At 70.6% G+C, this 25,405-nt stretch carries 26 protein-coding genes; 17 read left to right on the top strand and 9 right to left on the bottom strand.

The window, feature by feature from the left end; genetic code table 11:
• The first annotated feature begins 14 nt into the window (after positions 1–14).
• The 8 genes from AB0H93_RS25195 (at position 15) to AB0H93_RS25160 (ending at position 6,393) form a co-directional block, all read left to right on the top strand.
• Positions 15–170: a hypothetical protein gene (locus AB0H93_RS25195; protein WP_010306908.1), complete on the top strand. Its 156-nt coding sequence runs from the start codon at positions 15–17 to the stop codon at positions 168–170.
• A 107-nt stretch (positions 171–277) separates the two neighbouring features.
• Positions 278–580, top strand: a complete 303-nt coding sequence (locus AB0H93_RS25190) for a YbaB/EbfC family nucleoid-associated protein (RefSeq protein WP_358575602.1) — start codon at positions 278–280, stop codon at positions 578–580.
• A gap of 83 nt (positions 581–663) precedes the next feature.
• Positions 664–1,866: a Tm-1-like ATP-binding domain-containing protein gene (locus tag AB0H93_RS25185; protein WP_358575600.1), complete on the top strand. Its 1,203-nt coding sequence runs from the start codon at positions 664–666 to the stop codon at positions 1,864–1,866.
• An 8-nt stretch (positions 1,867–1,874) separates the two neighbouring features.
• The gene (locus tag AB0H93_RS25180) at positions 1,875–2,705 is read left to right on the top strand and encodes a phosphoenolpyruvate hydrolase family protein (RefSeq protein ID WP_358575598.1); all 831 of its coding nucleotides are present in this window, start codon (positions 1,875–1,877) and stop codon (positions 2,703–2,705) included.
• Between the two features lie 9 nt (positions 2,706–2,714).
• Complete coding sequence (locus tag AB0H93_RS25175; RefSeq protein WP_358575596.1) at positions 2,715–3,152, top strand: SRPBCC family protein; 438 nt, start codon at positions 2,715–2,717, stop codon at positions 3,150–3,152.
• Between the two features lie 50 nt (positions 3,153–3,202).
• Complete coding sequence (locus AB0H93_RS25170) at positions 3,203–4,156, top strand: NAD-dependent epimerase/dehydratase family protein (RefSeq protein WP_358575595.1); 954 nt, start codon at positions 3,203–3,205, stop codon at positions 4,154–4,156.
• Positions 4,153–5,574: a hypothetical protein gene (locus tag AB0H93_RS25165; RefSeq protein WP_358575594.1), complete on the top strand. Its 1,422-nt coding sequence runs from the start codon at positions 4,153–4,155 to the stop codon at positions 5,572–5,574. The genes AB0H93_RS25170 and AB0H93_RS25165 overlap by 4 nt, the downstream gene beginning before the upstream one ends.
• A 3-nt stretch (positions 5,575–5,577) precedes the next feature.
• Complete coding sequence (locus tag AB0H93_RS25160) at positions 5,578–6,393, top strand: glycosyltransferase family 2 protein (RefSeq protein ID WP_358575592.1); 816 nt, start codon at positions 5,578–5,580, stop codon at positions 6,391–6,393.
• Here AB0H93_RS25160 and AB0H93_RS25155 read toward each other — a convergent pair.
• Positions 6,300–6,767: a GtrA family protein gene (locus AB0H93_RS25155; RefSeq protein ID WP_358575591.1), complete on the bottom strand. Its 468-nt coding sequence runs from the start codon at positions 6,765–6,767 to the stop codon at positions 6,300–6,302. The two genes, AB0H93_RS25160 and AB0H93_RS25155, sit on opposite strands and share 94 nt — an antisense overlap.
• Positions 6,768–6,932: 165 nt before the next feature.
• Between AB0H93_RS25155 and AB0H93_RS25150 the strand changes: the two genes are divergently transcribed.
• Positions 6,933–8,102, top strand: coding sequence for an NAD-dependent epimerase/dehydratase family protein (locus AB0H93_RS25150; protein WP_358575590.1), 1,170 nt, complete (start codon positions 6,933–6,935; stop codon positions 8,100–8,102).
• A gap of 275 nt (positions 8,103–8,377) precedes the next feature.
• On the opposite strand, the gene AB0H93_RS25145 is transcribed toward AB0H93_RS25150, so the two are convergent.
• A complete protein-coding gene (locus AB0H93_RS25145; RefSeq protein WP_358575589.1) occupies positions 8,378–9,283 on the bottom strand; it encodes a sulfite exporter TauE/SafE family protein in 906 nt (301 codons plus the stop codon).
• A gap of 771 nt (positions 9,284–10,054) precedes the next feature.
• Between AB0H93_RS25145 and AB0H93_RS25140 the strand changes: the two genes are divergently transcribed.
• The gene (locus AB0H93_RS25140; protein WP_358575587.1) at positions 10,055–10,819 is read left to right on the top strand and encodes a M23 family metallopeptidase; all 765 of its coding nucleotides are present in this window, start codon (positions 10,055–10,057) and stop codon (positions 10,817–10,819) included.
• A 75-nt stretch (positions 10,820–10,894) separates the two neighbouring features.
• Here AB0H93_RS25140 and AB0H93_RS25135 read toward each other — a convergent pair whose 3' ends face one another.
• The 4 genes from AB0H93_RS25135 to AB0H93_RS25120 all read right to left on the bottom strand — a co-directional run bounded on the left by AB0H93_RS25135 (position 10,895) and on the right by AB0H93_RS25120 (position 13,617).
• Positions 10,895–11,713, bottom strand: a complete 819-nt coding sequence (locus AB0H93_RS25135; protein WP_358575585.1) for a SigB/SigF/SigG family RNA polymerase sigma factor — start codon at positions 11,711–11,713, stop codon at positions 10,895–10,897.
• Positions 11,710–12,150, bottom strand: coding sequence for an ATP-binding protein (locus tag AB0H93_RS25130; RefSeq protein ID WP_358575584.1), 441 nt, complete (start codon positions 12,148–12,150; stop codon positions 11,710–11,712). The genes AB0H93_RS25135 and AB0H93_RS25130 overlap by 4 nt, the downstream gene beginning before the upstream one ends.
• 94 nt (positions 12,151–12,244) lie before the next feature.
• Positions 12,245–12,874, bottom strand: coding sequence for a vitamin K epoxide reductase family protein (locus tag AB0H93_RS25125; protein WP_358575583.1), 630 nt, complete (start codon positions 12,872–12,874; stop codon positions 12,245–12,247).
• Positions 12,871–13,617 (bottom strand): thioredoxin domain-containing protein, encoded by a 747-nt coding sequence (locus AB0H93_RS25120; protein WP_358575582.1) that lies wholly within the window; start codon positions 13,615–13,617, stop codon positions 12,871–12,873. Before AB0H93_RS25120 ends, AB0H93_RS25125 begins: the two co-directional genes overlap by 4 nt.
• A 178-nt stretch (positions 13,618–13,795) precedes the next feature.
• On the opposite strand from AB0H93_RS25120, the gene ligD reads away from it, so the two are divergent.
• The gene (ligD, locus tag AB0H93_RS25115) at positions 13,796–14,791 is read left to right on the top strand and encodes a non-homologous end-joining DNA ligase (RefSeq protein ID WP_358575580.1); all 996 of its coding nucleotides are present in this window, start codon (positions 13,796–13,798) and stop codon (positions 14,789–14,791) included.
• 246 nt (positions 14,792–15,037) lie between these two features.
• On the opposite strand, the gene AB0H93_RS25110 is transcribed toward ligD, so the two are convergent.
• Positions 15,038–15,775, bottom strand: coding sequence for a GntR family transcriptional regulator (locus tag AB0H93_RS25110; RefSeq protein WP_358575579.1), 738 nt, complete (start codon positions 15,773–15,775; stop codon positions 15,038–15,040).
• 80 nt (positions 15,776–15,855) lie between these two features.
• On the opposite strand from AB0H93_RS25110, the gene AB0H93_RS25105 reads away from it, so the two are divergent.
• Together AB0H93_RS25105 and AB0H93_RS25100 are read left to right on the top strand one after the other, a co-directional pair.
• Complete coding sequence (locus AB0H93_RS25105) at positions 15,856–16,704, top strand: acyl-CoA thioesterase II (RefSeq protein WP_358575578.1); 849 nt, start codon at positions 15,856–15,858, stop codon at positions 16,702–16,704.
• Positions 16,705–16,739: 35 nt separating this feature from the next.
• A complete protein-coding gene (locus tag AB0H93_RS25100; RefSeq protein ID WP_132492089.1) occupies positions 16,740–17,948 on the top strand; it encodes a helix-turn-helix domain-containing protein in 1,209 nt (402 codons plus the stop codon).
• Here AB0H93_RS25100 and AB0H93_RS25095 read toward each other — a convergent pair.
• On the bottom strand, positions 17,945–18,979 hold the full coding sequence (locus AB0H93_RS25095) for an Lrp/AsnC family transcriptional regulator (protein WP_358575577.1): 1,035 nt from the start codon (positions 18,977–18,979) through the stop codon (positions 17,945–17,947). The genes AB0H93_RS25100 and AB0H93_RS25095 overlap by 4 nt on opposite strands.
• Before the next feature lie 105 nt (positions 18,980–19,084).
• Here AB0H93_RS25095 and AB0H93_RS25090 point away from each other — a divergent pair, with 105 nt between their 5' ends.
• The gene (locus tag AB0H93_RS25090) at positions 19,085–20,359 is read left to right on the top strand and encodes an MFS transporter (protein WP_358575576.1); all 1,275 of its coding nucleotides are present in this window, start codon (positions 19,085–19,087) and stop codon (positions 20,357–20,359) included.
• An 18-nt stretch (positions 20,360–20,377) separates the two neighbouring features.
• Positions 20,378–21,583: a M20 family metallopeptidase gene (locus AB0H93_RS25085; protein WP_358575574.1), complete on the top strand. Its 1,206-nt coding sequence runs from the start codon at positions 20,378–20,380 to the stop codon at positions 21,581–21,583.
• 32 nt (positions 21,584–21,615) lie between these two features.
• Here the strand turns inward: AB0H93_RS25085 and AB0H93_RS25080 are convergent, their stop codons facing one another.
• A complete protein-coding gene (locus AB0H93_RS25080) occupies positions 21,616–22,656 on the bottom strand; it encodes an Lrp/AsnC family transcriptional regulator (protein ID WP_358575573.1) in 1,041 nt (346 codons plus the stop codon).
• A 115-nt stretch (positions 22,657–22,771) separates the two neighbouring features.
• Between AB0H93_RS25080 and AB0H93_RS25075 the strand changes: the two genes are divergently transcribed.
• The gene (locus AB0H93_RS25075) at positions 22,772–24,061 is read left to right on the top strand and encodes an MFS transporter (protein WP_358575621.1); all 1,290 of its coding nucleotides are present in this window, start codon (positions 22,772–22,774) and stop codon (positions 24,059–24,061) included.
• Positions 24,058–25,281: a M20 family metallopeptidase gene (locus AB0H93_RS25070; RefSeq protein ID WP_358575571.1), complete on the top strand. Its 1,224-nt coding sequence runs from the start codon at positions 24,058–24,060 to the stop codon at positions 25,279–25,281. The genes AB0H93_RS25075 and AB0H93_RS25070 overlap by 4 nt, the downstream gene beginning before the upstream one ends.
• Positions 25,282–25,405 lie beyond the last annotated feature (124 nt).

The following is a 25,405-nucleotide window of genomic DNA, read 5'->3' as shown; positions in this document are numbered from 1 at the left end:
CGCCGGGAGCGACGATGTCTCTGTTCAAGAAGGTCGCCGATTTCGCCAGCAGCCCGCAGGGCCGCAAGGTGATCGACCAGGCCAAGAAGTACGCCTCCGACCCGAAGAACAAGGAGAAGATCGACCAGGTCAAGAACAAGTTCTTCGGCAAGGACGGCAAGAGCCACTGACCGAACGGCGAAACGGCCCCCGGCGATCCCGCCGGGGGCCGTTCTCGTGCGCAGCGATTCGCCGGTGTGAGATGGTCGTGGAGGGTTCGGACTTGGGAGGGCACGTGATGGCGGACGACGTCCGTGGCGAGGGCAGTGCTGCCGGGGGCGCCGTGCGGGTGACCGTCGGTGCCGACGGGAAGGTCGACGAGCTGCACCTGGAGCCGCGGCTGCTGGGCAGCGGGGTCGAGGCCATCGCGGCCGCCGTTCGGGAGGCGGTCAACGCCGCTCTCGACGACGTCGCCGGGAAGCCGGATCGCACGATGCAGGCGTTCGAGACGGAGCTGGACAAGCTCAGCGACGGCTTCGAGCGGGCGATCGAGAAGGTCACCAGGAACCTGGCCGAGGCGCAGAAGCGGCTGGAGCAGTAGTCGCCTGATCTGCCGACTGTGCGAGGGCGGCGCCGCCAGTAGAGTTTCGCGGGGTTGACTCGATTCCGAGCCGCGGAGGGCCAATGGGCAGCGCGTACGTCGTCGGGACCTTCGACACCAAGGGCGCCGAGCTGCACTACGTCGCCGCGCTGGTCGCAAGCGGGAATCCCGTGGTCACCGTGGACCTGTCCACCACCGGCGGGAATTCCGACGCGGACGTGCCGGCCGCCGAGGTCGCCGCGCACCACCCGGGCGGGCCCGACGCGGTGTTCACCGGGGATCGGGGCTCGGCGGTCGCCGCGATGGCCGTGGCGTTCGAGCGGTTCCTGGCCGCGCGGGACGTCGCCGGGATCATCGGGCTCGGCGGCTCGGGCGGCACCGCGCTGATCACGCCCGCGATGCGCGCGCTGCCGGTCGGCGTGCCCAAGGTCATGGTGTCCACAGTGGCCTCCGGTGATGTTTCGGCCTATGTGGACGCCACCGACATCGCGATGTTCCCGTCGGTCACCGACGTCGCCGGGCTGAACCGGATTTCCCGCCAGGTGCTGGGGAACGCTGCGAACGCGCTGCTGGGCGCCGTGACGCGTCCGGTGCCCGCGGTCGAGGACAAGCCCGCCGTCGGGCTGTCCATGTTCGGAGTGACCACGCCGTGCGTGACGGCCGTGGCCGAGCAGCTGGCCGCCGACTACGACCCGCTGGTGTTCCACGCGACCGGAACCGGCGGTCGCGCCATGGAGAAGCTCGTCGACGACGGCCTGATCCGCGCCGTCGCGGACATCACCACCACCGAGGTGTGCGACCTGATCGCCGGCGGCGTGATGAGCGCGGGGGAGCAGCGGCTGGACGCCATCGCCCGCACCGGCGTGCCCTACGTCGGCTCGTGCGGCGCCCTGGACATGGTGAACTTCGGCGCGCTGGACACGGTTCCGGCGCAGTACCGGGACCGCAACCTCTACGTGCACAACCCGCAGGTCACGCTGATGCGCACGTCCGCGGCGGAATGCCGGCGCATCGCCGAGTTCATCGCCGCCAAGCTCAACGCCTGCGACGGCCCGGTGCGCTTCCTCCTCCCGGTCGGTGGAGTGTCCATGTTGGACGCCCCGGGGCAGCCCTTCCACGACCCCGAGGCGGACGCGGTGCTGTTCGAGACGTTGGAGGGCCAGGTGCGGCAGACCGGGGACCGGCGGGTCGAGCGGGTGCCGCACAACGTCAACGATCCGGAGTTCGCCGCCGCGCTGGTCGCGGCGTTCCGGGAAGTCGCCGGATCCGCCGGGAGAACCAGGTAGGAGAGAGCATGAGCCGATTCGACCGGGCCGAACTGATGCGCCGGTTCCGCGCCAAGGTCGAGCGCGGCGAGCCGATCGTCGGCGGCGGCGCGGGCACCGGCCTGTCCGCCAAGTGCGAGGAGGCCGGCGGGATCGACCTGATCGTCATCTACAACTCCGGCCGCTACCGGATGGCCGGGCGCGGCTCGCTGGCCGGCCTGCTGGCCTACGGCAACGCCAACGACATCGTGGTCGAGATGGCCCGCGAGGTGCTGCCGGTGGTGCGGCACACCCCGGTGCTGGCCGGCGTCAACGGCACCGACCCGTTCATGCTGCGCGACCGGTTCCTCGGCGAGCTGCGCGACCTCGGGTTCGCCGGGATCCAGAACTTCCCGACCGTCGGGCTCATCGACGGCACCTTCCGGGCGAACCTGGAGGAGACCGGCATGGGCTACGACCTGGAGGTCGAGCTCGTCGCCGCCGCGCGCGAGGCCGACCTGCTGACCACGCCGTACGTGTTCTCCAGCGCCGACGCGCGGGCGATGACCGAGGCGGGCGCGGACATCATCGTGTGCCACCTGGGGCTGACGACCGGCGGCGCGATCGGCGCCGAGACCGCCAAGCCGCTGGACGAGTGCGTGGCCCTGATCGACGAGTGGTCGCAGGCCGCGGCCGAAGTGCGCGACGACGTGCTGGTGCTCTGCCACGGCGGGCCGATCTCGACGCCCGAAGACGCCGCGTACGTGCTGTCCCGGACCAAGCGCTGCCACGGCTTCTACGGCGCGAGCAGCATGGAAAGGCTGCCGACCGAGCAAGCACTGACCGAGCGGACGAAAGCCTTCACACAACTGAAGTTCTGAGGAGGAACGGTGGCGAAGTCCTATACCAGCGCGGTGATCGAGGCCTCTGCCGAGCAGGTGTGGCAGGTGGTGCGCGACTTCGACGGCTTGCCGCGGTGGCACGCGGCGATCGAAGGCAGCGAGATCGAGGGCGGCGGCGTCGCCGACGCGGTGGGCTGCGTCCGGCACCTGACGCTCGCCGACGGCGGCGTGGTCCGGGAACGGCTGGTGTCGCTGGACGACGCCGAGCGCAGCTACACCTACGACTTCGTGGAAAGCCCGTTCCCGGTGCGCAGCTACCGCTCCACGATCCGGGTCGCGCCGATCACCGACACCGGGCACAGCTTCGTCGAGTGGTATTCGCACTGGGACGCCGACGCCGCAGACGAGGAGAAGATGGACAAGACCTTCGCGCACGGCGTCTACCGGACCGGGCTGAACGGGCTCCGGGAATTCCTGGCCCAGTAGTGGGAAGGGTGTGAACCGGGGCGAATTCGGCGGCGGTTAGAGTCGGGCGCGTGCCAAGCAGCGCCACTACTCCCGAAGCAGACACTGCCCAGGCCGATCGCGTCGTCGTGACCGGTGGCACCGGTTTCGTCGGCAGAGCCGTGGTTCGTGCCTTCCTGGAGCGCGGCACGCCGGTCACCACCGTCGGCCTGCAGGACCCGCCCGCCGAGTTGCGCAGCGAGCTGCTGACCCACGTCGACGGCGATCTGCGGGATCCGGCGGTGCGGGAGGCGGCGGTCCCGGCCGGCACGGCGGGGATCGTCCACCTGGCCGCGATCACCTCGGTGCTCCGCTCGGTGGACCAGCCCGCCGAGACCTACGCCAGCAACGTCGCGGTCACCCAGGAACTCCTGGAACTGGCGCGGATCCGCGGCATCGGGCGGTTCCTGCTCGCTTCAACCAACGCGGTGGTCGGCGACATCGGCCGCGGCACGATCTCCGAGGCGCTGCCGCTGCGCCCGCTCACGCCCTACGGCGCCACCAAGGCGGCGTGCGAGATGCTGCTCTCCGGCTACGCCGGGGCGTACGGGCTGGCCACCTGCGCGCTGCGATTCACCAACATCTACGGGCCCGGCATGGGGCACAAGGACAGCTTCATCCCGAGGCTGATGCGCGCGGCCGCGGCCGGCAGCGGCGTCGAGGTGTACGGCGACGGCTCGCAGTCGCGGGACTTCGTGCACGTCGACGACGTCGTGCAGGGAGTGCTCGCCGCGTGGGACAAGCAGTACACCGGCACCGTGGTGATCGGTTCGGGCCGCTCGATCTCGGTGCTGGAGCTCATCGACGCGGTCCGCGCGGCCACCGGCGAGGACGTGCCGGTCACCCACGTGCCGGCCAAGAACGGCGAGATGCCCGCGGTGATCGTGGACGTGTCCAAGGCGCAGCGGGAGCTCGGCTACCGCCCGAGCGTCGAGCTCACCGAGGGTCTGCGCACGGTCTGGGCGGACTTCCGCGGGGCGCGATGAGCGCAGCGCTCGCGCGCGCCCTCCGCCGGCACTGGTTGCTGGCGCTGTTCCTGCTCGCCGGGCTGGCCCTGCGCATCGTCGTGCAGCTGGCCTACCGGCCCGCGCTGCTCTACATCGACTCGTTCCGCTACCTCGACGACGTCGGCGCGTTCTTCCCGGGCGGCATCAACCCGATCGGCTACGAGCTGTTCCTGTGGCCGCTGCTGGCGATCGGCGGACTGACCTGCGTGGTCGTGGTGCAGCACCTGCTCGGTCTCGGGCTCGGCATCGGGATCTACGCGCTGCTGCGGCGTTTCGGGGCCCGGATGTGGCTCGCGGCGCTGGCCGCCGCGCCCGTGCTGCTGGACGCCTACCAGCTGCAGATCGAGCAGCACATCATGTCCGACCTGCTGTTCCAGGTGCTGCTGCTGTCCGCGATCTACGTGCTGACCTGGTGGGGCGCGCCCGGCCCGAGGCTCGCCGCGCTGGCCGGGATCGTGCTCGCCGCGGCGGTGATGGTGCGCGTCGTGGGCGTGACGCTGGTGGTTCCCGCCGCGGTGTTCGTGCTGCTGGCCACCGGTTGGCGGCCGAGGGAGGGCTGGCCGCGGCGGCTGATCGCCGCTGGCGCGCTCGTCGGCGGGTTCGCGGTCGGCGTGTTCGGATACTCGCTGTACCACCTGACGTGGACGGGTTCGCTGGGCCTCGGCGGCTCCGGGGGCGGTGCGCTGTACGGCCGCGCCGCGGCGGTCGCCGAGTGCGAGGACCTGGACCTGACGGTCGAGGAGAAGCTCGTCTGCCCGAACGAGCCGCTGGAACGCCGCGCCGCCAACGGGATCGACTTCTACATCCACTTCTGGAACGTCCAGGAGAACGTCGAGAAGTTCCTGCCTGCGGACATGGACGTCGCCGCCGCGCAGGGCTCGCTCACCCGCAAGGTCCTGCTGCACCAGCCGCTGGACGTGCTCGGCGGGATGGCCGGGGACTTCCTCAAGGGATTCGCCCCGACCCGCACCCAGACCCCCGGCGACGTGCCGCTGGACCGCTGGCAATTCCAGCCGGACTACCCGATGTTCGCCCCCGACTGGTACGTCGCGGAGTGGACGGAGCTCTACGGCGACGGCACGTACTCAGTCGACCCGGCGCTGGCCGGGTTCCTGCGCGCCTACCAGCTCGGCGGCGGCTACACGCCGGGCATCGTCCTGGGCGGCGCGCTGGCGGTCGCGGCGCTCGCGGTGCTCGGCGTCGGCCGGGCCCGCGGCTCCGGGCTGCGGGCGGTGTGCCTGCTGCCCGCCGGATTGGCGATCACCGTGCTGGGCACCGCCGCGGCGATGGAGTTCTCCTGGCGCTACCAGTTGCCCGGCTTGATCCTGATCCCGCTCGCGGGTGCGCTCGGCGTGACCGCCCTGATCGCGCGCCCCGAATCCCCGAAGGAGAGTTGAAGAATGCCCACGACCTTCCCGAGCGAGGTGGACCGGGCGGCGCTGGAGGACTACGCCGCGCGCTACGGCGACCAGCCGTTAGCGCCGGCGGTCGTGCTGATCGCCGCCTACAACGAGGAGGAGTCGCTCGGCGAGGTGCTCGACGGGATCCCGGCCTACAGCTGCGGCCTGGACGTGGACAAGCTGGTGGTGGTCGACGGCGCGACCGATGACACCGCCAAGATCGCGCTGAAGCACGGCGCGCAGACCTGCGTCGTCCCCACCAACCGTGGGCAGGGCGCCGCGCTGCGGCTCGGCTACCACCTGGCGGCCGAGCGCGGGGCGCGCTACATCGTCACCACCGACGCCGACGGCCAGTACGACATCGCGGAGCTGCCCAAGCTGCTGCGCCCGCTGATCGACGACCGCGCCGACTTCGTCACGGGATCCCGCCGGCTGGGCAGCAACGAGCGGCCGGCGCTGGTCCGCCGCGTCGGCACCTACGTGTTCGCCTGGCTGGTCACCGCGCTGACCGGGCAGCACATCACGGACACGTCGTTCGGGTTCCGCGGCATGCGGGCCGAGGTGCCCAACTCGGTGACCCTGGAGCAGCCGCAGTACCAGTCGTCCGAGCTGCTGGTCGGCGTGCTCAGCCGCGGCTACCGGGTGCTGGAGCAGCCGATGCGGATGCTGCCGCGCACGGCCGGGGTGAGCAAGAAGGGCAGCAGCTTCCGCTACGGCTACCGCTACGCGCGGGTCGTGCTCGGCACCTGGTGGCGGGAACGCCGGAACACCAGCCGGTCGATCAGGAAGAACTTGACCACGAACATCACCGCGTAGGTCGCGACGAACGCGCCCCAGACGACGGCGACCTGCCCGGCCCGGGCGTGCGGGAACAGCACGTTCGCCAGCGACTCGGCGTGGTGCGTGGCGAGCGCGGCCAGCAGCGCCGTGCCCACCGAGATCGCGCCGTAGCGCAGGATCTCGCCGCGCAGGGCGGCCCGCCCGCCGCCGCCCCAGGTCCGCCGGTTGAGCACGAAGTTCGGGATCGCGCCGGACAGCCACGCCAGCACGGTCGACGCCACCGGCGTGGCGCCGAGCGAGTAGGACAGCAGGAAGACCAGTTGGCTGATCCCGGTGGCCACCACCGACGCGGCCGCGAAGCGGCTGAGCAGCCGCCAGTACCGGCTCCTGGTGGTGGTCTGCTGCGCCATGCGGTCTCCGTTCCGGTGCGATTCGGCCAGGTCGCACCATACCGAGTCCGGTCTCAGCGGATTCTCAGTGCGGGGCAAGGGAAAGGGGAGTCGGTCATGGAATGGTCACGAGATGAGACCATGCCCGGTGTTTGTATCCAACGGGTGAACTGGAGGAGTTAAGGCGTGCGAATCCTCGTCCTCGGAGGGGACGGCTACCTCGGTTGGCCGACCGCTCTGCACTTGTCCGACCGCGGTCACGAGGTCGCGGTCGCGGACAACTACGCCCGCCGGGGCTACGACCACGAGCTGGGCGTGGACAGCCTCGTGCCGATCGAGCCCATGCAGGTCCGCCTCGATGCCTGGCGCGAGGTCTCCGGGAAGTCGATCAAGTCCTACTACGGGGACCTGGTCGACGGCGAGTTCACCGAGGCGATGATCGCGGACTTCCGGCCGGACGCCGTCGTGCACTTCGCCGAACAGCGGGCCGCGCCGTACTCGATGATCGACCGCCGCCACGCGGTCTACACCCAGCAGAACAACGTGATCGGCAACCTCAACGTGCTGTTCGCGATCCAGCAGGTCGACCCGGACATCCACCTGGTCAAGCTGGGCACGATGGGCGAGTACGGCACGCCGAACATCGACATCGAGGAAGGCTGGCTGGAGGTCACCCACAACGGGCGGACCGACCGGATGCTGTACCCGAAGAAGCCCGGCTCGTTCTACCACCTGAGCAAGGTGCACGACAGCCACAACATCGAGTTCGCGTGCCGGGTCTGGGGCCTGCGCGCCACCGACCTCAACCAGGGTGTCGTCTACGGCCAGGAGACGCCGCAGACCGCGCGCGATGCCCGGCTGGCGACCAGGTTCGACTACGACGCGATCTTCGGCACGGTGCTCAACCGGTTCGTCATCCAGGCCGTGCTCGGCCACCCGCTGACGGTGTACGGCACCGGCGGCCAGACCCGCGGCCTGATCGACATCCGCGACACCGTCGAATGCATCCGGCTGGCCGCGGAGAACCCGGCCGACCGCGGTGAGTTCCGGGTGTTCAACCAGATGACCGAGAGGTACTCGGTGGGGGAGATCGCCAAGATCGTGGCCAACGGCTACGAGGGGCCGACCGAGATCGAGTACCTGGACAACCCGCGGGTCGAGCAGGGCGAGCACTACTACAACGTCCGGCACACCGGCCTGGTCGAGCTGGGGCTGGAGCCGCACCTGCTGTCGAACACGCTCATCGAGTCGCTGTTCCGGGTGGCGGACAAGTACAAGGAGCGGGTCGACATCGCCGCCATGCGGCCGACGGTCAACTGGCGCCACGCCGCGAATCCGCTGCGTGCGGATCGCTGAACGAAGGGTGCTGCAACTGCGCCCACGACTGCGCCGCGTGGCGGCTGGAATATACCAACGCGGCCGGGCACACTTGGGCACTAACGCCGCGGTCGCCGCCGTCGATCGCGGCCGGTAACGGGGAGCGGTGCCCCGGGCGCGGAGCGTGACTTCGCACCCGGGGCGCCTACCGTGTGTCGGGGGGCTTCCACACGGTCTACCGAACAGTAACTCGTTCGGTTGATCTCGGCGATACGGCACGTGGGTAAACCTTCACCGTCCGAAGGCGGATCGGGTCAGTGCCCGACCGGCTCGGCCGCCTGCTCGTCAACCTCGGTAGTCGACCGCCGCTCCGCCCGGATCACGCGGACCGTGTACGCCAGTGCCGCGACCCAGGCCACGACGATCACCGCGTAGATGATGGCCGGCGACGGGGTGGGCAGCTCGAAGTTCTTGATCAGCGTCCGGGCGTTGGTCAGCACGATCAGCCCGCCGGCACCTACCCCGATCAGCCGCATCGGCACGATGCGCACCAGGTAGGCCGCCAGCGGCGCGGCGAGCACGCCGCCCAGCAGCAGCGCGCCGACCGTGGTCCAGGACAGCTCCTGGTGCGACAGCGAGGTCAGGAAGCCCAGGCTCGCCGCGGCGGCGATGAGGAACTCGCTGGTGTCGACGGAACCGATCACCTTGCGCGGCTCGACCTTGCCGGTGCTCAGCAGCGTCGGCGTCGCCACCGGGCCCCAGCCGCCGCCACCGGTGGCGTCCACGAACCCGGCCACCAGGCCGAGCGGCGCCAGCAGCTTCGGGCTGACGCCGGTGAGCTGGCGGCGCTGCAGCGGGCGGATCGCGAACCGCAGCAGCACGTAGAGGCCGAGCGCGAGCAGGATCGTGGACATCCACGGCTCGGCGGCCTCGGTGGAGAGGTTGCTCAGCGCGGTGGCGCCGAGGAACGCGCCGACGGCGCCCGGCACGCCGAGGGTGAGCACCACCTTCCAGTCCACGTTGCCGAACTTCCAGTGCGACAGGCCGGAGGCGACCGAGGTGCCGAGCTCGGCGAGGTGCACCGATGCCGACGCCAGGGCCGGCGTCAGGCCGGCGGTGAGCAAGATCGTCGTGGACGTCACCCCGTAGGCCATGCCGAGTGAGCCGTCGACCAGCTGCGCGACGAAACCGCCGATGGCGAAGATCAGGAATGCTTGCACGATGTCTCCGTAGGTGCGTGCGTGAGTACCGGGGTGGGCGCGCGACGGGCCGCGATGCGGCGCTGCGCAGCCGGGCGAGATCCGGTTCGGGGTGGGGCGATGAGGCGACGGGCGGGTCTACCGCGCGCACCGACACCCTGCGGAGGTGACGCGGAGCAGGTCGACGTGGAGGCGCTGCACGAGCAGCCGCCACTGATCACCAGGCGTCATGCGGGACAGTGAAACAGATCCCGCGATCGAGCGGCACTGCTCTCAAACTGCGGGAAGGTTGCGGCACGGTTTCGCGCTTCGTGTGCCGAAGGCCACTTTCGGGGTCGATTGATCTTGTCGATCGGGTGATCGCGGTAGTTCAGGTGCCGGCGCGGCGCGGTGTCCTTTGTGGACTCGATGGGACGGGTGCCGGGGTGGCGTTGCGGGCGGTGCGCGTCGGCCGGGCCTGATCGTTTCATCCTGGACCAGCGGAAACGATCGGCGCCTTGATCGTTTCGAGTGGGGCGCCCGGCGGGTTCGGGCCGAATCGGTGATCTCTGGATCGGCCGTTATCGAATGGTCATCTTCATGAACCACTCAGTGTTACTGATCGGGTGGCGTTAGTGCCGGTATTTACCGTCAAACGGGTCAACGGTTGCGTCTCTTGATAACCCTCAGCTACGTTCGCGGCTCGTACGTCACGGTTCGGTCACAGGGCATGCCTCATCCCCCGAAGAGGCGGCCACCCCGCAATCCCCCGGCGGGGCAGCGACCGGATCCCCCCCGAGACGGAAGGTGAAGATGGGCAAGCACCGCAAGGAGGGCGGCCATCCCCCGAAGGCCGCCCTCCCGGTTCGCAGCAAGGTCGTCGCGGCCGTCGTCGCCGGCGGCGCCTTCGCCGCGGTGGGGCAGCCGATGGCCGCCAGTGCCGACTCCGAGGTCGACCAGCCCGTGAAGCGGCTCGTCGGTTCGAAGAACCTGAGCCTCGCCGTCACCGGGACCACCGAGAGCCCCGCCGCGGTCCGGCTGCTCGCCGCCGAGTCCCCGATCGACTCGGCCGAGGAGAGCGAGAAGATCGACAAGAGCGAAGCGATCGAGCAGGAGCGCGAGGCCGCCCGCGCGGAGGCCGAGCGGGCCGCCGCCGAGGCCAAGCGAGCCGAGGAGGAGCGGCAGCGGAAGGCGCGCAGCTTCGTCAAGCCCGCCGAAGGCACCTTCACCTCCGGCTTCGGCGCCCGCTGGGGCACCAGCCACCGGGGCGTCGACATCGCCAACAGCATCGGCACCCCGATCCGCTCGGTGGCCGCGGGCAAGATCATCGAGGCCGGCCCGGCCAGCGGCTTCGGCCTGTGGATCCGGGTCCAGCACAACGACGGCACGATCACCGTCTACGGGCACATCAACACCATCGACGTCAGCGTCGGCCAGCAGGTCGATGCCGGTGACAAGATCGCCACGATGGGCAACCGCGGCCAGTCCACCGGCCCGCACCTGCACTTCGAGGTCCACGTGAACGGCACCAAGATCAACCCGCTCCCCTGGCTGAAAGAGCGCGGCATCTCCCTGTAGTGCCCCCCCCGAGCAGCCGCCCGGGACCCGAAACCCCCGACGGGTCCCGGGCGGCTTCCCCATTTCCGGGCCCGGCTACTGCTCGGCGGCGGTTTCGGCCGGTTGGTCTTCCTCCAGGCGTTGCCGGAGGAAGCCGAGCGTTCGCGCCAGCAGGCGGGAGACGTGCATCTGCGAGATGCCGATCTGCTCGGCGATCTGCGTCTGGGTCATGCCGCGGAAGAAGCGCATCACCAGGATGCGGCGCTCCCGGTCCGGTAGGTCCTGCAGGAGCGGCCGGACCATCTCGCGGTTCTCCACCTCGGCCAGCTCGGCGTCGTCGGAGCCGATGGCGTCGCCGAGCGGGATCTCGTCGGTGTCGGTCAGCAGCTCGTCGAGCGAGGCGCTGCGGTAGGCGTTGCCCGCCTCCAGGCCGCGGTAGACGTCGTCGGTGCCGATCCCGAGGTGCTTCGCCAGCTCGCTCGGCGTCGGCGCGCGGCCCAGCTCCTGCGACAGCCGGGCGATCGCCGCCGACACCGACAGGTGCAGTTCCTGCAGCCGGCGCGGCATCCGCACCGCCCAGCCGGTGTCCCGGAAGTGCCTGCGCACCTCGCCCATGATCGTCGGCACCGCGTAGGACAGGAAGTCCACGCCGCGCTCCGGGTCGAAGCGGTCCACCGCGTTGATCAGCCCCAGCGTGGCGACCTGGGTGAGGTCCTCCTGCGACTCGCCGCGGTGGCTGAAGCGGCGGGCGATGTGCTCGGCCACCGGCAGGTGCTCGGTCACCAGCGTTTCGCGGAGCGCGCTGCGGCGCGGGTCCTCCTTGCCCAGCTTCGCGAGCTCGCGGAACAGCGGCGCCAGCCGGTCGTAGCGCTCGTTGCGCGAGTGTGCCGTCGGCTTGGAGTCCGCTCGTTTCACACGTGGGCCGTCCGTCCCTTGGTCAACTCGATCCGCACCAGGTGGCTGCCGTTGACAGCCGGATCCGACTCGACCGAGGTTGACACAACGTCGGCCAACGCGCTCAGCACGCGCCAGCTGAAGGTGTCCTTGCGGGGCCCGAACGCATCGTCGCTGATGACCTCGGCGGTGACCGACAGCCGGTCGCCGGCGAGGCGGAACCGGCAGACGAGCGTCGCGGCCGGGGCGGCCAGCCGGACCAGCGACGAGCACGCTTCGTCCACGGCCAGCCGCAGGTCGGCGATGGTGTCGACGTCGTAGTCGGCGCGCATCGCGAGATCACCGACGACGGCCCGCATGACCGCCAGCTGGGCGGGCTCGGCCGCGATGCGGACCTCGACCAGATTCGCCGCGGCTGTCTCCGGCTCGACGTGCGCGAGCTCGCGTTCCACGCTCATCCCGGGCCACCTCGTCTCGGTCGGTGCGGCGCACACCTCACTCACAGTCACCTGGTACCCGAGGCCCGGACCGAACAAACGGACGGCCCGCCGGTTACACCAGGGTGGTCCAGTAGTCCCAGAACCGCTGCAGGATCAGGACCACGATGACCAGATACCACACCGCGAGCACCACGCTGTGGAACCGGCGCAGCGCCACGCCGATGGATTTGCCGCCGCCGAAGTTGCCCGCCTCGAGGTTGTGCAGCGTCGTGTACCAGAACAGCGGGATGGTCACGACCCACACGACCATGCAGTACGGGCACAGCGCACCGATCTCGTAGAGGCTCTGCACCACCAGCCAGTGGATGAAGCCGACCGCCAGCGTGGTGCCGAGCTGCATGCCCAGCCAGAACCAGCGCGGCGGCCGGAACCCTGCCAGCGCCGCGACCCCGGCGGTGACCACCACCGGGAACGACGCCACCCCGATCAGCGGGTTCGGGAAGCCGAGCACCGCCGCCTGGGCGCTGTCCATCACCGAACCGCACGAGATGATCGGGTTGATGCTGCAGGTCGGCACGTAGCCGGGGTTCGCCAGCTTCTGCAGCTTCTCCAGGATCAGCGCGAACGATCCTACGAAGCCGATGAGGCCGCCCACGACGTACAGCCAGCCCAGGCCGCGCGGCGCGCCGCCAGGGTGCGATCGCTCGGCGGGCGCCGGCTCGACGGCGTGGGCGGTGGTCACTTCGCGAGCTCCTTGTCGACCTCGCCGCGGAAGGCGTCGTTGAGCTGCTGGAAGGTCTGGATGTTGCCCGCGTCGAACTCCTTGCCGTTGATGAAGATCGTCGGCGTGCCCTGCACCCCGGCCTTCTCGCCGTCGGCGACGTCGGCGTCGATCTTGGCGTTGACCTGCGGCGAGTTCATGTCCTGGTGGAACTTGTTGAGGTCGAGGCCGAGCTGCTGGGCGTACTGGTCGAACAGCCCGCGCGCCTTGGCCTCGTCGGTGCTGATGTTCTGGCCGTCGGGCGCCACCGCCCACGCGTCGTAGTTGTCGTAGAGGGCGTGGTACATCTCCTTGTACTTGCCCTGCACCGCCGCGGCCTCGGAGGCCTGCGCGGCCGGCCTCGCCAGCGGGTGCATGCCGAGCGGGAAGTTGCGGGTGATGAAGGTGATCTTGCCCGCGTAGTCCTTCTCGACCTGCTTGGTCAGCCCCGAGTAGTACGAGTGGCAGCCCGGGCACTGGTAGTCGAGGAACTCGACCACGGTGACCTTGTTGTCCGGCGCGGAGGTCAGCACGTGGCTGTCGGGCTTGCGCAGGATCTCCGCCGCCACCGCGGGCCCGCTGGACGCGTTGTCCTCCGAACCGCCGCGGCTGAACAGCAGCACGCCTCCGATCACCACGACGGCTACGACAACCACCACGATGGTGAGGATGACGTTCGTGGACAGCCCGCTCTTCTCGGTCACGGGATTCTTGTTCTTCGACATCGCGTGCTTTTCACCTTCGGCGGTCGGGCCCGCTGGTATTGCGGGTGAGGACGGCGCGTCCAGTTTCGCGCATTAACCCGATTGGGAACTCTCGCGGGGTCCAACTCACAGGCCGTTCACAGCTGGCTCTCAGCTGAACCGGTTTGCGCCGACGAATTCGGCGGGTATTCCGCAAACGATGAACGATCCGCTGCGCCTCCTGGACGATTCCGAACGCGGCCTGCTGCGGTCCTGGCCCGGCGGGACCTGGCACGAGCCGGCCCTGGCGACCCTGACCCACCACCGGTTCTCCGATCCGGACTGGATCTTCGAGCGCAAGCTCGACGGCGCGCGGGTGATCGCCGGCTGCGACGGCGACCGGCCGGTGCTGTGGTCGCGCAACCACAAGCGCGTCGACGCCTCCTACCCGGAGATCATCGACGCGCTCGCCGCGCAGGGCGCCGACCGGTTCGTGCTGGACGGCGAGATGGTCGCCTTCGAGGGCGACCGGACGAGCTTCGCGCGGCTGCAGAAGCGCCTCAACCTCACCGATCCGCGGGCGGCCCGCCGCACCGGTGTCGCGGTTCACTACTACGTGTTCGATCTGATCGCATTCGGCGGCGTCGACCTGACGAGGCTGTCGCTGCGCTCCCGGAAGCGCCTGTTGCGCGAGTGCTTCGACTTCACCGACCCGCTGCGGTTCAGCGCGCACCGCGCGGGCGACGGCGAGGCGTTCTTCCGCGAAGCGTGCCGCCGCGGCTGGGAGGGCCTGATCGCCAAGCGCGCCGACCGGGCCTACCACGGCGGGCGCAGCCGCGACTGGCTGAAGTTCAAGTGCGTCGCCGATCAGGAATTCGTCATCGGCGGCTACACCGACCCCAAGGGATCCCGGTTCGGTTTCGGAGCGTTGCTGGTCGGCTACTACCAGGAATCGCGGCTGCGCTACGCGGGCAAGGTCGGCACCGGCTACGACGAGCGGACGCTGCGGGACCTGCGCGGCAGGCTGGACGAACTGGCCCGCGAGCGCTCACCGTTCGCCGACCCGGTGACCGAGCCCGGCGCGCACTGGGTGGCGCCGGAGCTGGTCGCGCAGATCGGGTTCACCGAGTGGACCGGGGACGGGAAGCTGCGGCACCCGCGATTTTCGGGGCTGCGCAACGACAAGCGCCCGCAGGACGTGGTCCGGGAGACCTAGTGGTCCAGGACGATCGTGGCCTGGTTCGCCGCCGGATTTACCTGTGTTTCCGATTGCGGGGGGCTCCACGTAGCGAGCAGAACGGTCGTCACGACCATCATCACCGTTCCGACAACCGACACGAAGGTGCGGCTGTTGCTCTGCATGGCTGGGGCCCCCGGATTCTCGCGTAGGAACAGAAAAGGCGAATGCGGCGAACGCCACGTTTGGCGTCTCACCTGGGTGTCGCCACGAGGGGGTTTAACGTTAGCGACCTTCGCCATGTTCCAGGTGTGATGCGGAACTCCCTGGTGGGGGTGGGTTTTCGGGAGCCTCGGACCACAAGCCCAGTTGCTGCAGGTGATGGATCAGTAACTGTCCGGTATGGGTGATGTGCTGGTGCATCGCGGCGCGGGCGCCGGCGGGGTCCCGGTGGCGCAGCGCGGTGAGCAGGTTCTGGTGGTCGGCCACCGCGATCTCCCGCCAGCCGGGCACGTCGGCGGTGGTGTTGCGCGGCGTGTAGCGCACCGCGATGCCGAGGAACCAGGCCAGCTTCGGCGACTCGGCGGCCCGGCAGATCACGGTGTGGAAGCGGGCCACCGGCTCGCCCATGTCGAGCAGCGCGAACCGGCTCGCCATCTGGATTTCCTCCAGCAGGGCACCGAGTTCGGCGAGCCGCTCGGCGTCGATCTGGCGCGCGGCGCGGGCCGCGAGCTCGCCCGCGATGGTGGCCTGCAGGCGGTGCGCGTCCTCGAAGTCCTGTCGGCTCAGCGGCGCCACCGTGAACCCGCGGCGCGGTTCGAGGTCGACGAAGCCCTCGCCGCGCAGGGCCAGCAGCGCCTCCCGGACCGGTGTGACGCTGACGCCGAGCTGCTCGGCGAGCCGCTCCAGGTGCAGGTGATCGCCCTGCCGCAGCCGGCCCGTCATGATCCCTTCCCGCAGCCGGCCGGCCAGCTCGTCGGGAAGCCGGGGGGAGCGTGCGCGCATCGCAGCCTCGATCACCACTCGGCCGCTCCTGATCCGCCGGTTGTGTCGCCTGTCACGTGCAACTTGATACCACCCGTTGTGCGTAGTTGATTCGGGTCATGGACGTACCCCGCTTGCAGGACCTGCTCGACCTGGCCGAGCTGGACGCCGACCGGTTCCTCGGTCGCACCCAGCCGATGCCGAAGCTCCGCCTGTTCGGCGGGCTGCTGCTCGCCCAGTCGATCGCCGCGGCGGGGCGCACGGTCGCCGACGACCGGCCGGTGCACTCGATGCACGCGCTTTTCGTCCGGCCCGCGGACCCGACCGACCTCGTCGAGTACACAGTGGACAGAATCCGGGACGGCGGGGCCACCTCGGCGCGGCGGGTGATCGCCCGCCAGGGCGGGGTCGAGGTGTTCACCGCGCTGGTCTCCTTCCAGCGCGGCCGCGACGGCGTGCGGCACCAGGCGGAATTCCCGCGGGCCACCGAGCCCGAGGAGCTGCTGCCGCTGCACGAGCGCTTCGCCGACTCCGACGTGCCGGTCCCGGACTGGTGGCGCAAGCCCCGCGCGATCGAGCTCCGCCACGTCGACGACCCGCCGTACCCGCCGCCGGTCGAGCCGAGCGACGCCTCCCGGCACCTGGTGTGGATGCGCGCCCCGGAGAAGCTGCCGGACGATCCGCTGCTGCACGCCTGCGCGCTGGCCTACGCCTCGGACATGACCTTGCTGGAGCCGGTGTTCCTGCTGCACGGCGTCGACCGGCACGCCAAGGGGCTGCAGCTGGCCAGTCTGGATCACGCGATGTGGTTCCACGAAGACCTCCGCGCCGACGAGTGGCTGCTCTACGACCAGGACTGCCCGGTTGCGGCGGGCGGTCGGGTGCTTGGACGCGGCAACGTCTTCGACCGTTCCGGCCGCCACGTGGCGACGGTCGCCCAGGAAGGACTACTGCGGATCGAGCGGTGAAGAACAGCAGCGGGTGGCCGGTATCGTTCCTGGGTGTGGTAGCAGATCCTGCCGACTCCGCCGCCGAAGTCACCCACGCGCTGGCCCGGGCCCGCCTCGCCGACGTGCCCGCTCTCACCGAGCGGTTGATGGCCGCGATCTTCACCGACAACCCGGAGTGGACCGACTACAGCCCCGTTCCCAAGGAGGACCTCTGGGAGGGCTGCCGGCAGTACCTCGAACGCATCCTGCAGATCCTCAGCGGCGAGGTGTCCGGGCCGGACGGCGACGACGTGGCGGCCGCGATCGGCCGCCGCCGCGCCGAGCAGGGCGTGCCGCTGGAGGTGATGCTGCGGACGTTCCGGTTGGGCGGCCGGATCGCCTGGGAGGCGCTGGTCGACCAGGCGCACCAGGACGGCGCCGACCCCGACTCGGTGCTGGGCGTCGCGACGTCGATCTGGACGGTCATCGACGGCCTGTCCTCGACGCTGTCGACGTCCTACCGCAACACCGAGCTGGAGCGGCTGCGCCGCGACGACCAGCGGCGCCACGCCATGGTCGAGGACCTGCTCGCGGGTCGCGCGCGCGACATCGCCTTCGCGCAGCGCACCGCGAAGGAGCTCGACCTGCCCACCGGCGGGCGGTACCTGGCGATCGTCGCCGACCTGACCAGCGACGGCGGCTTCGCGCTGCGCGGGCACCAGGACGCCTTGAGCGCCCTGCACTTCCGCTCCGTGTGGCAGGTGCGCGCCGATTCGCTGGTGGGCCTGGTGGCGCTGGAGCAGCGGAGCAAGGACCTCGCGCTGGACGCGCTGCGACCGCTGGCGCGCGGCCGGGTCGCGGTGTCGCCGCCGGTGCGCGGTCTCGCGGAGGTGGGGCTCGCCCACCAGCTCGCGCTCACCACGCTGGGCACCTCGTCGTACGGCGCCGCGGAGCTGGTGACCCTGGAGGAGCGGTATCCGGAGGCGCTGCTGGTGCAGTCGCCGGACCTGGCGCAGCGGATGCTGGAGTCCCAGCTCGGCCCGATCCTCGAGCTGCCGGTCAAGGAACGCGACATGCTGCTGGACACCCTGGCGGCGTGGCTGGAGGAGAACTGCTCGACGGCCAACGCGGCGGTCCGCCTCCACTGCCACCGCAACACGGTCCTCAACCGCCTGCACCGCATCACGTCGCTGATCGGCCAGCCCCTCTACGGCCGCTCGGCGTACGTGTCGCTGTCGCTGGCGCTGTCCGCGCTGCGCCTCCGCGACGGCCTCCGCGACTAGGCGGCGGGCAGGGACTTCGGCGGCAGCCAGGGGTCGATCGGGACGCAGCCCCCGGCGTGGCCGTCCTCGTCCAGGAGCCTGCCCATCAGCTTGACCTGCCGGAGCGCCACCGCTCGGTCGACCAGCTGCAGTTGGGGGAGGCGCTCGCCGAGTAGCGCTTCCAGGCGGCCCACGTCCGCCACCGATTTCAGCCACACCGTGAACAGCAGGTTCTGCGGGCCCGTGACGGATGCGCACAGCCTGAGTTCGGGCAGCGCCCGCAGGCCTTGCACCACCTTGTCCAGCTGTCCCGGCGGCACGCTCGCCCACAGGCTCGCCGAGACCGGCCAGTCGGTCAGGTCGCGCGCGATCTCGCAGCGCAGCGACAGGCCGCCGTTGTGCGTCATCCCGGCCAGCCGCCGGCGCACGCTGGGCGCGTTCAGGCCGGTCTCCTGGCCGAGCTCGACCGCGGTCGCCCGGCCGTTGCGGGACAGCGCGGTGATCAGCCTTCGGTCGCGTTCTTCGAGGTCGGTCGCGGGCGGCAGGTCCGTCGCGGTCGGGCGGGCCAGTCGGCGCTGCTGGGACGGTGTCAGCGCGCGGAGCCGCCAGCTGGATCCCTCGGTGAAGACCTTGGTGCCCAGCGCGGCGCGGGTGCGCACGACGCCCGGCAGCGGCGAGATGCGGTCGGACAGCAGTTCGGAGAGCGCGCCGAGATCCCGGATCATCACGGTGATCAGCAGGTCCCGGCCGCCCGCCATGTGCTCGACGGTGATCACCTGCGGGTAGGTCGCGAGCTCGCGGCCGACCGCCACCTGCTGCCCGGACTGCACGTCGATCTCGATGAAGGCCATGCAGATCGAGCCGGCCAGCCGCATCCCGGGGTAGCAGGTCGTCCAGGCGAGACCCGCCGCGTGCAGCCGTTCCCAGCGCCGCCCGACGGTGGCTGAATCCACGCCGAGCACGCCGCCGATCTCGGTCCAGGTGGCGCGCGGCGAGATCTGGAGCGCGTGCAGGATCGAGCGGTCCAGCTCGTCGAGTGACGTTTCGTGCATCCGGACCTGCCCTTCGAGCTTTTCCGTGCATTCTCGCGCGGGTTTCTATCGATCTTCGCCGCCGGGTCGCACGCTGCTCCGAACGAAAGCACCTCGGAGGTGAGCGTGACGCAGGTGGACGAAACCCTGGCAGCGCGACCAGGGAGATCGGCGGCCCCGGCGAAGGGGCGCCGGGAGCTGCTCGCCGGCACGGTGGGCGGCGTCGTCGAGTCTTTCGACTGGACGATCTACGCGGTGCTGGCGCCGTACTTCGCGTCGCAGATGTTCGCTGGGAACAACGAGCTGATCAAGCTGCTGGCCGCCTACGCGGGCTTCGCGGTGAGCTTCGTGGTCCGGCCCTTCGGCAGCTACCTGCTGGGGCGGCTCGCAGACGTGCGAGGCCGCCGGTTCGCGCTGATGGTCAGCATGATCGCCATCTGCCTCGGCAGCCTGCTGATCGCGCTGCTGCCCACTGCGGCGTCGATCGGCGTCGCGGCTCCGGCGCTGCTGGTGCTGCTGCGGGCGCTGCAGGGCGTCGCGATGGGCGGGGAAGCGCCCAGCGTGGCCGCGTACATCAGCGAGACGGCACCGTCGAACCGCAAGTTCTTGTTCAGCGCCCTGTCCTACAGCGGCGTGATCATCGGCAACGTCCTGTGCTTCGCGGTCGTGGGCGTGCTGCTGCTCGTGATGGGCAAGCCCGGCGTCGTGGACGGCGGCTGGCGGATCGGGTTCGTCATCGCGGCGGTGTTCGGCGTGCTGGCGTTCTGGGTGCGCAGCATCGCGGCGGAGAGCGGCGAGTTCGAGAGCGGCAAGCGCGAAGCGCAGCGGCCGAAGCTGGCCGGGCACATGCGGAACATGGTCGCGGTCTTCCTGATGACCACCGGGGTGACGGTCGGCTACTACCTGGGCACGACCTACATGCCGGAGTACGCGACGCAGGTCGGTGCGGCGCCGGCCGCGAGCTCGAACCTGAGCATGATCCCCAGCCTGCTGCTGCTGATCGCCGCGATGGCGTTGTTCGGGATCCTGGGGGACCGCTTCGGTGGCATGCGGGTGTTCCGGATCGGGTTGGTGCTGCTGGCGTTGTGCACGGTGCCGCTGATGACGGCGCTCGCGCAGGGCTGGTTGCCGGTGTGGGCGGTGACGACCCTCTACCTGGTGCTCGGCGTCGCGCCGACCATCGCGCTGGCCAACGTGCTGTCCGCGCGTGGATTCCCGGTCGAGGTACGGGTGGTGTGCATGGGCGTCCCGTCCACCCTCTCGATCGCGTTGTTCGGCGGCACCTTCCCGCTGCTGGCGCAAGGCCTCGGCGCGGCCGGGTACCTCGCCGCGGTGCCCTGGGTGGCCGCCACCGTCGCCGTCATCGCGCTGGTGGGCACCGCGCTGTTCAAACAGGACTGAATTCGGAGAAGGATTGCCATGACTTCCTTGTCGACCTTGCTCGACGACGCCCGTGCACTGCACCCGGATCTGGTGCAGATCCGCCACGGCCTGCACCAGATTCCGGAGCTGGGGTTGCAGCTGCCGCGCACCCAGGAACGGGTTCTGTCCGAATTGGATGGTCTGGGGCTGGAGGTGTCCACCGGGGAATCGGTCAGCTCCGTCACGGCGGTGCTGCGCGGAGCCCGACCCGGCCCGACGGTGCTGCTGCGCGGGGACATGGACGCGCTGCCCGTCGCGGAGGAGACCGGGCTGGACTTCGCCGCCGGCGACGGGCGGATGCACGCCTGCGGGCACGACCTGCACACCACGATGCTGCTCGGCGCGGCGAAACTGCTCGCCCCGCGCCGGGATCAACTCTCAGGCGATGTGGTGTTCATGTTCCAGCCTGGGGAGGAGGGCTACGACGGCGCGGCGCGGATGATCGAAGAGGGGCTGCTCGGCGCCAGCGGCCGCAAGCCCGACGCGGCCTACGCCCTGCACGTGATGTCGTCGTGGATCAAGCGCGGGGTGTTCACGACTCGCGGCGGGCCGATGCTCTCGGCGTCGAACCGGTTGCGGGTGACCGTCCGCGGGCGCGGCGGCCACGGTTCGGCGCCGTTCCGGGCGGTGGACCCGGTGCCGGTGGCGTGCGAAATGGTCACCGCGCTCCAGTCGTTCGTGACCCGCCGGTTCGACATCTTCGACCCGGTGGTGCTGACGGTGGGCATGATCCACGGCGGTACTCAGGAGAACGTCATCCCCGACGAGGTCACCTTCGCCGCGACGGTCCGGTCGTTCTCGCCGCAGGCGCAGGCGGTGGTCAAGGACGGCTCGATCCGGGTGTGCGAAGGCATCGCGGCCGCGCACGGAGCCGAGCTGGACGCGGAGTTCGTCGAGTTGTACCCGGTGACGGTCAACGACGTGGCCGAGACGTCGTTCGTGACCGACACCCTGCGCGAGTTGCACGGCGAGGAGCGCTTCGCCCCGGCGCCCAACCCGGTCGCCGGTTCCGAGGACTTCTCCCGAGTGCTCGACGAGGTGCCGGGCGCGATGATCGCCCTCGGCGCCTGCCCGGACGACCTCGATGTGGCGAACGCGCCGAACAACCACTCGCCGCGAGCCCGATTCGACGACGCAGTCCTCGGCGACGGAGCCGTCGCATACGCGGCGCTGGCGGTGCAACGCCAGCAGTCGGGCGACTGACCCGCAGGGGCGGTGCCGATTCGGTGCCGCCCCTACCCGCGGGGATCCGGCAGCTGCTTCGGCGGGGACCACGGGTCGATCGGGACGCAGCCGGACTCGTGGCCGTCCTCGTCCAGGAGCCGGCCCATCAGCTTCACCATGCGCAGCGTCACCGCCCGGTCCACGAGGTGCAGCTGGGGCAGGCGGTCGGCCAGCAGCGCTTCCAGGCGCGCCAGGTCGGCCACGGACTTCAGCCACAGCGTGAACAGCAGGTTGTGCGGGCCCGTGACCGATGAGCACATCCGCAGTTCGGGTAGCGCGCTCAGGCCCTGCACGACCTTGTCGAGCTCGCCGGGCGGGACGCTGGCCCAGAGGGTGGCGGCGATCGGCCAGCCGGTGAGGCCGCGGGCGACCTCGCACCGCAGCACGGCGTCGCCGTGGTGCGCCAGCCCGGCGATGCGGCGGCGGACGTTCGGCGCGCTCAGCCCGGTCTCCCGGGCCAGCTCGACCGCGGGCGCCCGGGCGTCCCGGGACAGGGCGGTGATCAGCCGGTGGTCGTGCTCGTCGAGGTCGGCGCGCGGCCGGTCGGCGGCCGGTCGGGCCAGCTGCCGCTGCTGGGCGGCGGTGAGGCTGCGCAGTCGCCACCGGGAGCCTTCGGTGAACACCCGGGTGCCCAGCGCGGCGCGGGTGCGGGCGACTCCGGGCAGCGCGGAGATGCGCTCGGACACCAGCTCCGACAGCGCGCCGAGGTCCTGGACCAGCACCATGATCAGCAGGTCCCGCCCGCCGGCGAGGTGTTCGACGGTGGCCACCTGCGGGTAGTTCGCCAGCGTTCGGGCCACCTCCATCGCCCGGCCGGACTGCACGTCGATCTCGACGTAGGCCGTGAAGATCGCGTCGATCAGCCGGACGCCCGGGTAGCAGGTCGTCCAGGCCCGGCCGGTGCCGCGCAGCCGGTCCCAGCGCCGCGCCGCGGTCACCGCGTCCACGTCGAGCACCCGGCCCACCTCGGTCCACGAGGCGCGGGGTGCGATCTGCAGCGCGTGCAGGATCGAGCGGTCCAGCTCGTCCAGCGCCTTCTCCTTTTCCTGCATCGCCCTCCAGTCCTCGCGCTTTTTCCTGCATTCTCGTCCAGGTTCCTTTCGGTGAACTACACCGGATCGCACTCTGCTCGGCACGAACACACCTCGGAGGTGAGTGTTGGCGCAGGTGGATGGGGCCCTGGCAGCGCGGCCAGGGCGAGCGGCGGTTTCCCCGAAGGGGCGTCGCGAACTGATCGCCGGCACGGTCGGCGGGATCGTCGAGTCGTTCGACTGGACGATCTACGCGGTGCTGGCGCCGTACTTCGCATCGCAGATGTTCGCCGGGGACGACGAGCTGACCAAGCTGCTCGCGGCCTATGCGGGCTTCGCGGTGGGCTTCGTGGTCCGCCCGATGGGCAGCTACCTGCTCGGCCGGATCGCCGACGTGCGCGGCCGCCGGTTCGCGCTGATCGTCAGCATGGGCACGATCTGCCTGGGCAGCCTGCTGATCGCGGCGCTGCCCACCGCGGCGACGATCGGGGTCGTGGCTCCGGTGGTCCTGGTGCTGCTGCGCGCCCTGCAGGGGATCGCGATGGGTGGGGAGAACCCGAGCGTCGCGGCCTACATCACCGAAACCGCGCCGCAGCACCGCAGGTTCCTCTACAGCGGCCTCTCCTACTGCGGCGCGTTCATCGGCAACATCCTCTGCTTCGCCGTCGTCGGCGCGCTGCTGCTCGTGCTGGGCGAGCAGGGGGTCGTCGACGGCGGCTGGCGGATCGGCTTCGTCGTCGCGGCCCTCTTCGGCGTCCTGGCGTTCTGGGTGCGCAGCACTGCCGCCGAGAGCGAGGAGTTCGAGGCGGGCAGGCGCGCCGCGGCACCGCGGCCGAAGGCGCTCGATCACGCCCGGGGCATGCTCGCGGTGTTCCTGATGACCACCGGCACCACCGTCGGGGTCTACTTCGGGACCGTCTACCTCCCGGAGTACGCCGCGCAGGTCGGCGTCGCGCATTCCGCGGCGTCCAACCTGGAGATGATCCCGAGCCTGCTCGCGCTGATCGCCGCGATGGTCGTTTCCGGGCTGCTGGCCGATCGTTTCGGCGGCATGAGGGTGTTCCGCATCGGGGCTCTGCTGCTGGCGTTGAGCACGGTTCCGCTGATGACCGCGCTCGCCCAGGGCTGGCTGCCGATGTGGGCGGTGGCGACCTGCTACCTCGTCCTCGGCGTCGCACCCACGACGGCCGTGGCGAACGTGCTCTACAGCGAGGTCTTCCCGGTGGCCGTGCGAGTGGTGGCCATGGGCGTGCCGTTCACCCTCGCGGTGGCGCTGTTCGGCGGCACCTTCCCGCTGCTGGCGGAGGGGCTCGCGGCGTTCGGGCACCTGCCCGCGGTTCCGTGGTTCGCCGCCGGCACCGCCGTCATCACGCTGCTGGGGACCGCGGTGCTCGGTGCCCGTTCCCGAGAGAAGGGACTGTCATGATCGCCCTGCCGGCGTTGGTGGACGACGCCCGCGCCCTGCATCCGGACCTGGTGCGGATTCGCCATGATCTGCACCGGTTTCCGGAACTGGGGTTGCGGCTGCCGCGCACCCAGGAACGCGTGCTGTCCGAATTGGACGGACTGGGCCTGGACGTGTCGACGGGGACCGGGCTCAGCTCGGTCACCGCGGTCCTGCGCGGCTCGCGACCGGGTCCGACGGTGCTGCTGCGCGGGGACATGGACGCGCTGCCGGTGGTGGAGGCGACCGGGCTGGATTTCGCCGCGGACGACGACCGGATGCACGCCTGCGGTCATGATCTGCACACGACGATGCTGCTGGGCGCGGCGAAACTGCTGGCGCCGCGCCGGGATCAGCTCGCCGGCGACGTGGTGTTCATGTTCCAGCCGGGCGAGGAGGGCTACGACGGCGCGGCGCGGATGCTCGAGGAGGGCCTCCTGTCCGCTTCCGGGCGCAAGCCCGACGCGGCCTACGCGCTGCACGTGATCTCCTCGTTGCGCCGTGGTCTCTTCACCACCCGCGGCGGGCCGATGCTCTCGGCGTCCAACCGGCTGGTGGTGACCGTCCGGGGGAGGGGAGGGCATGGTTCGATGCCGTTCCGGGCGGTGGACCCGGTGCCGGTGGCGTGCGAGATGGTCCTGGCGCTGCAGGCCTTCGTGACCCGCCGGTTCGACATCTTCGACCCGGTGGTGCTGACGGTGGGCATGATCCACGGCGGTACCCAGGAGAACGTCATCCCCGACGAGGTCACCTTCGCCGCGACCGTCCGGTCCTTCTCCCCGCACGCCCAGTCGGTGGTCAAGGACGGCTCGGTCCAGGTCTGCGAGGGCATCGCCGCGGCGCACGGGGCGGAGGTGCGAGCGGAATTCGTCGAGCAGTACCCGGTGACGGTCAACGACGAGGCGGAGGCGGAGTTCGTCGCGGACGCCCTGCGGGAGCTGCACGGCGAGAACCGCTTCGCCCCGGCCCCCCAGCCGCTCGGCGCTTCGGAGGACTTCTCCCGGGTGCTCGACGAGATCCCCGGAGCGATGATCTCCCTGGGCGCCTGCCCGGAAGACCTCGACCCGGAGCAGGCGCCGAACAACCACTCGCCGCGAGCCCGGTTCGACGACGCGGTGCTCGGCGACGGCGCGGCCGCGTACGCCGCGCTGGCCGTCCGGAGGCAGCAGGCCGGTCGAGATACCACCGGGTCGGGCGCTTGACTGTGCAAGCGTGACATCCGGTCAAAACGCAAATTTCGGTCTGCTGATGGCGGCGTCGACTTCGAGTCGGCGCCGCCGCTTGCTTTTTCGTGCCTAGGTGTGTCTCGAGTCATGTGATCGGCGT

The organism is Saccharopolyspora sp. NPDC050642, assembly GCF_040654735.1.
Classification (GTDB): Bacteria; Actinomycetota; Actinomycetes; order Mycobacteriales; family Pseudonocardiaceae; genus Saccharopolyspora; species Saccharopolyspora elongata.
This window is presented reverse-complemented; position numbering and strand designations above follow the sequence as displayed.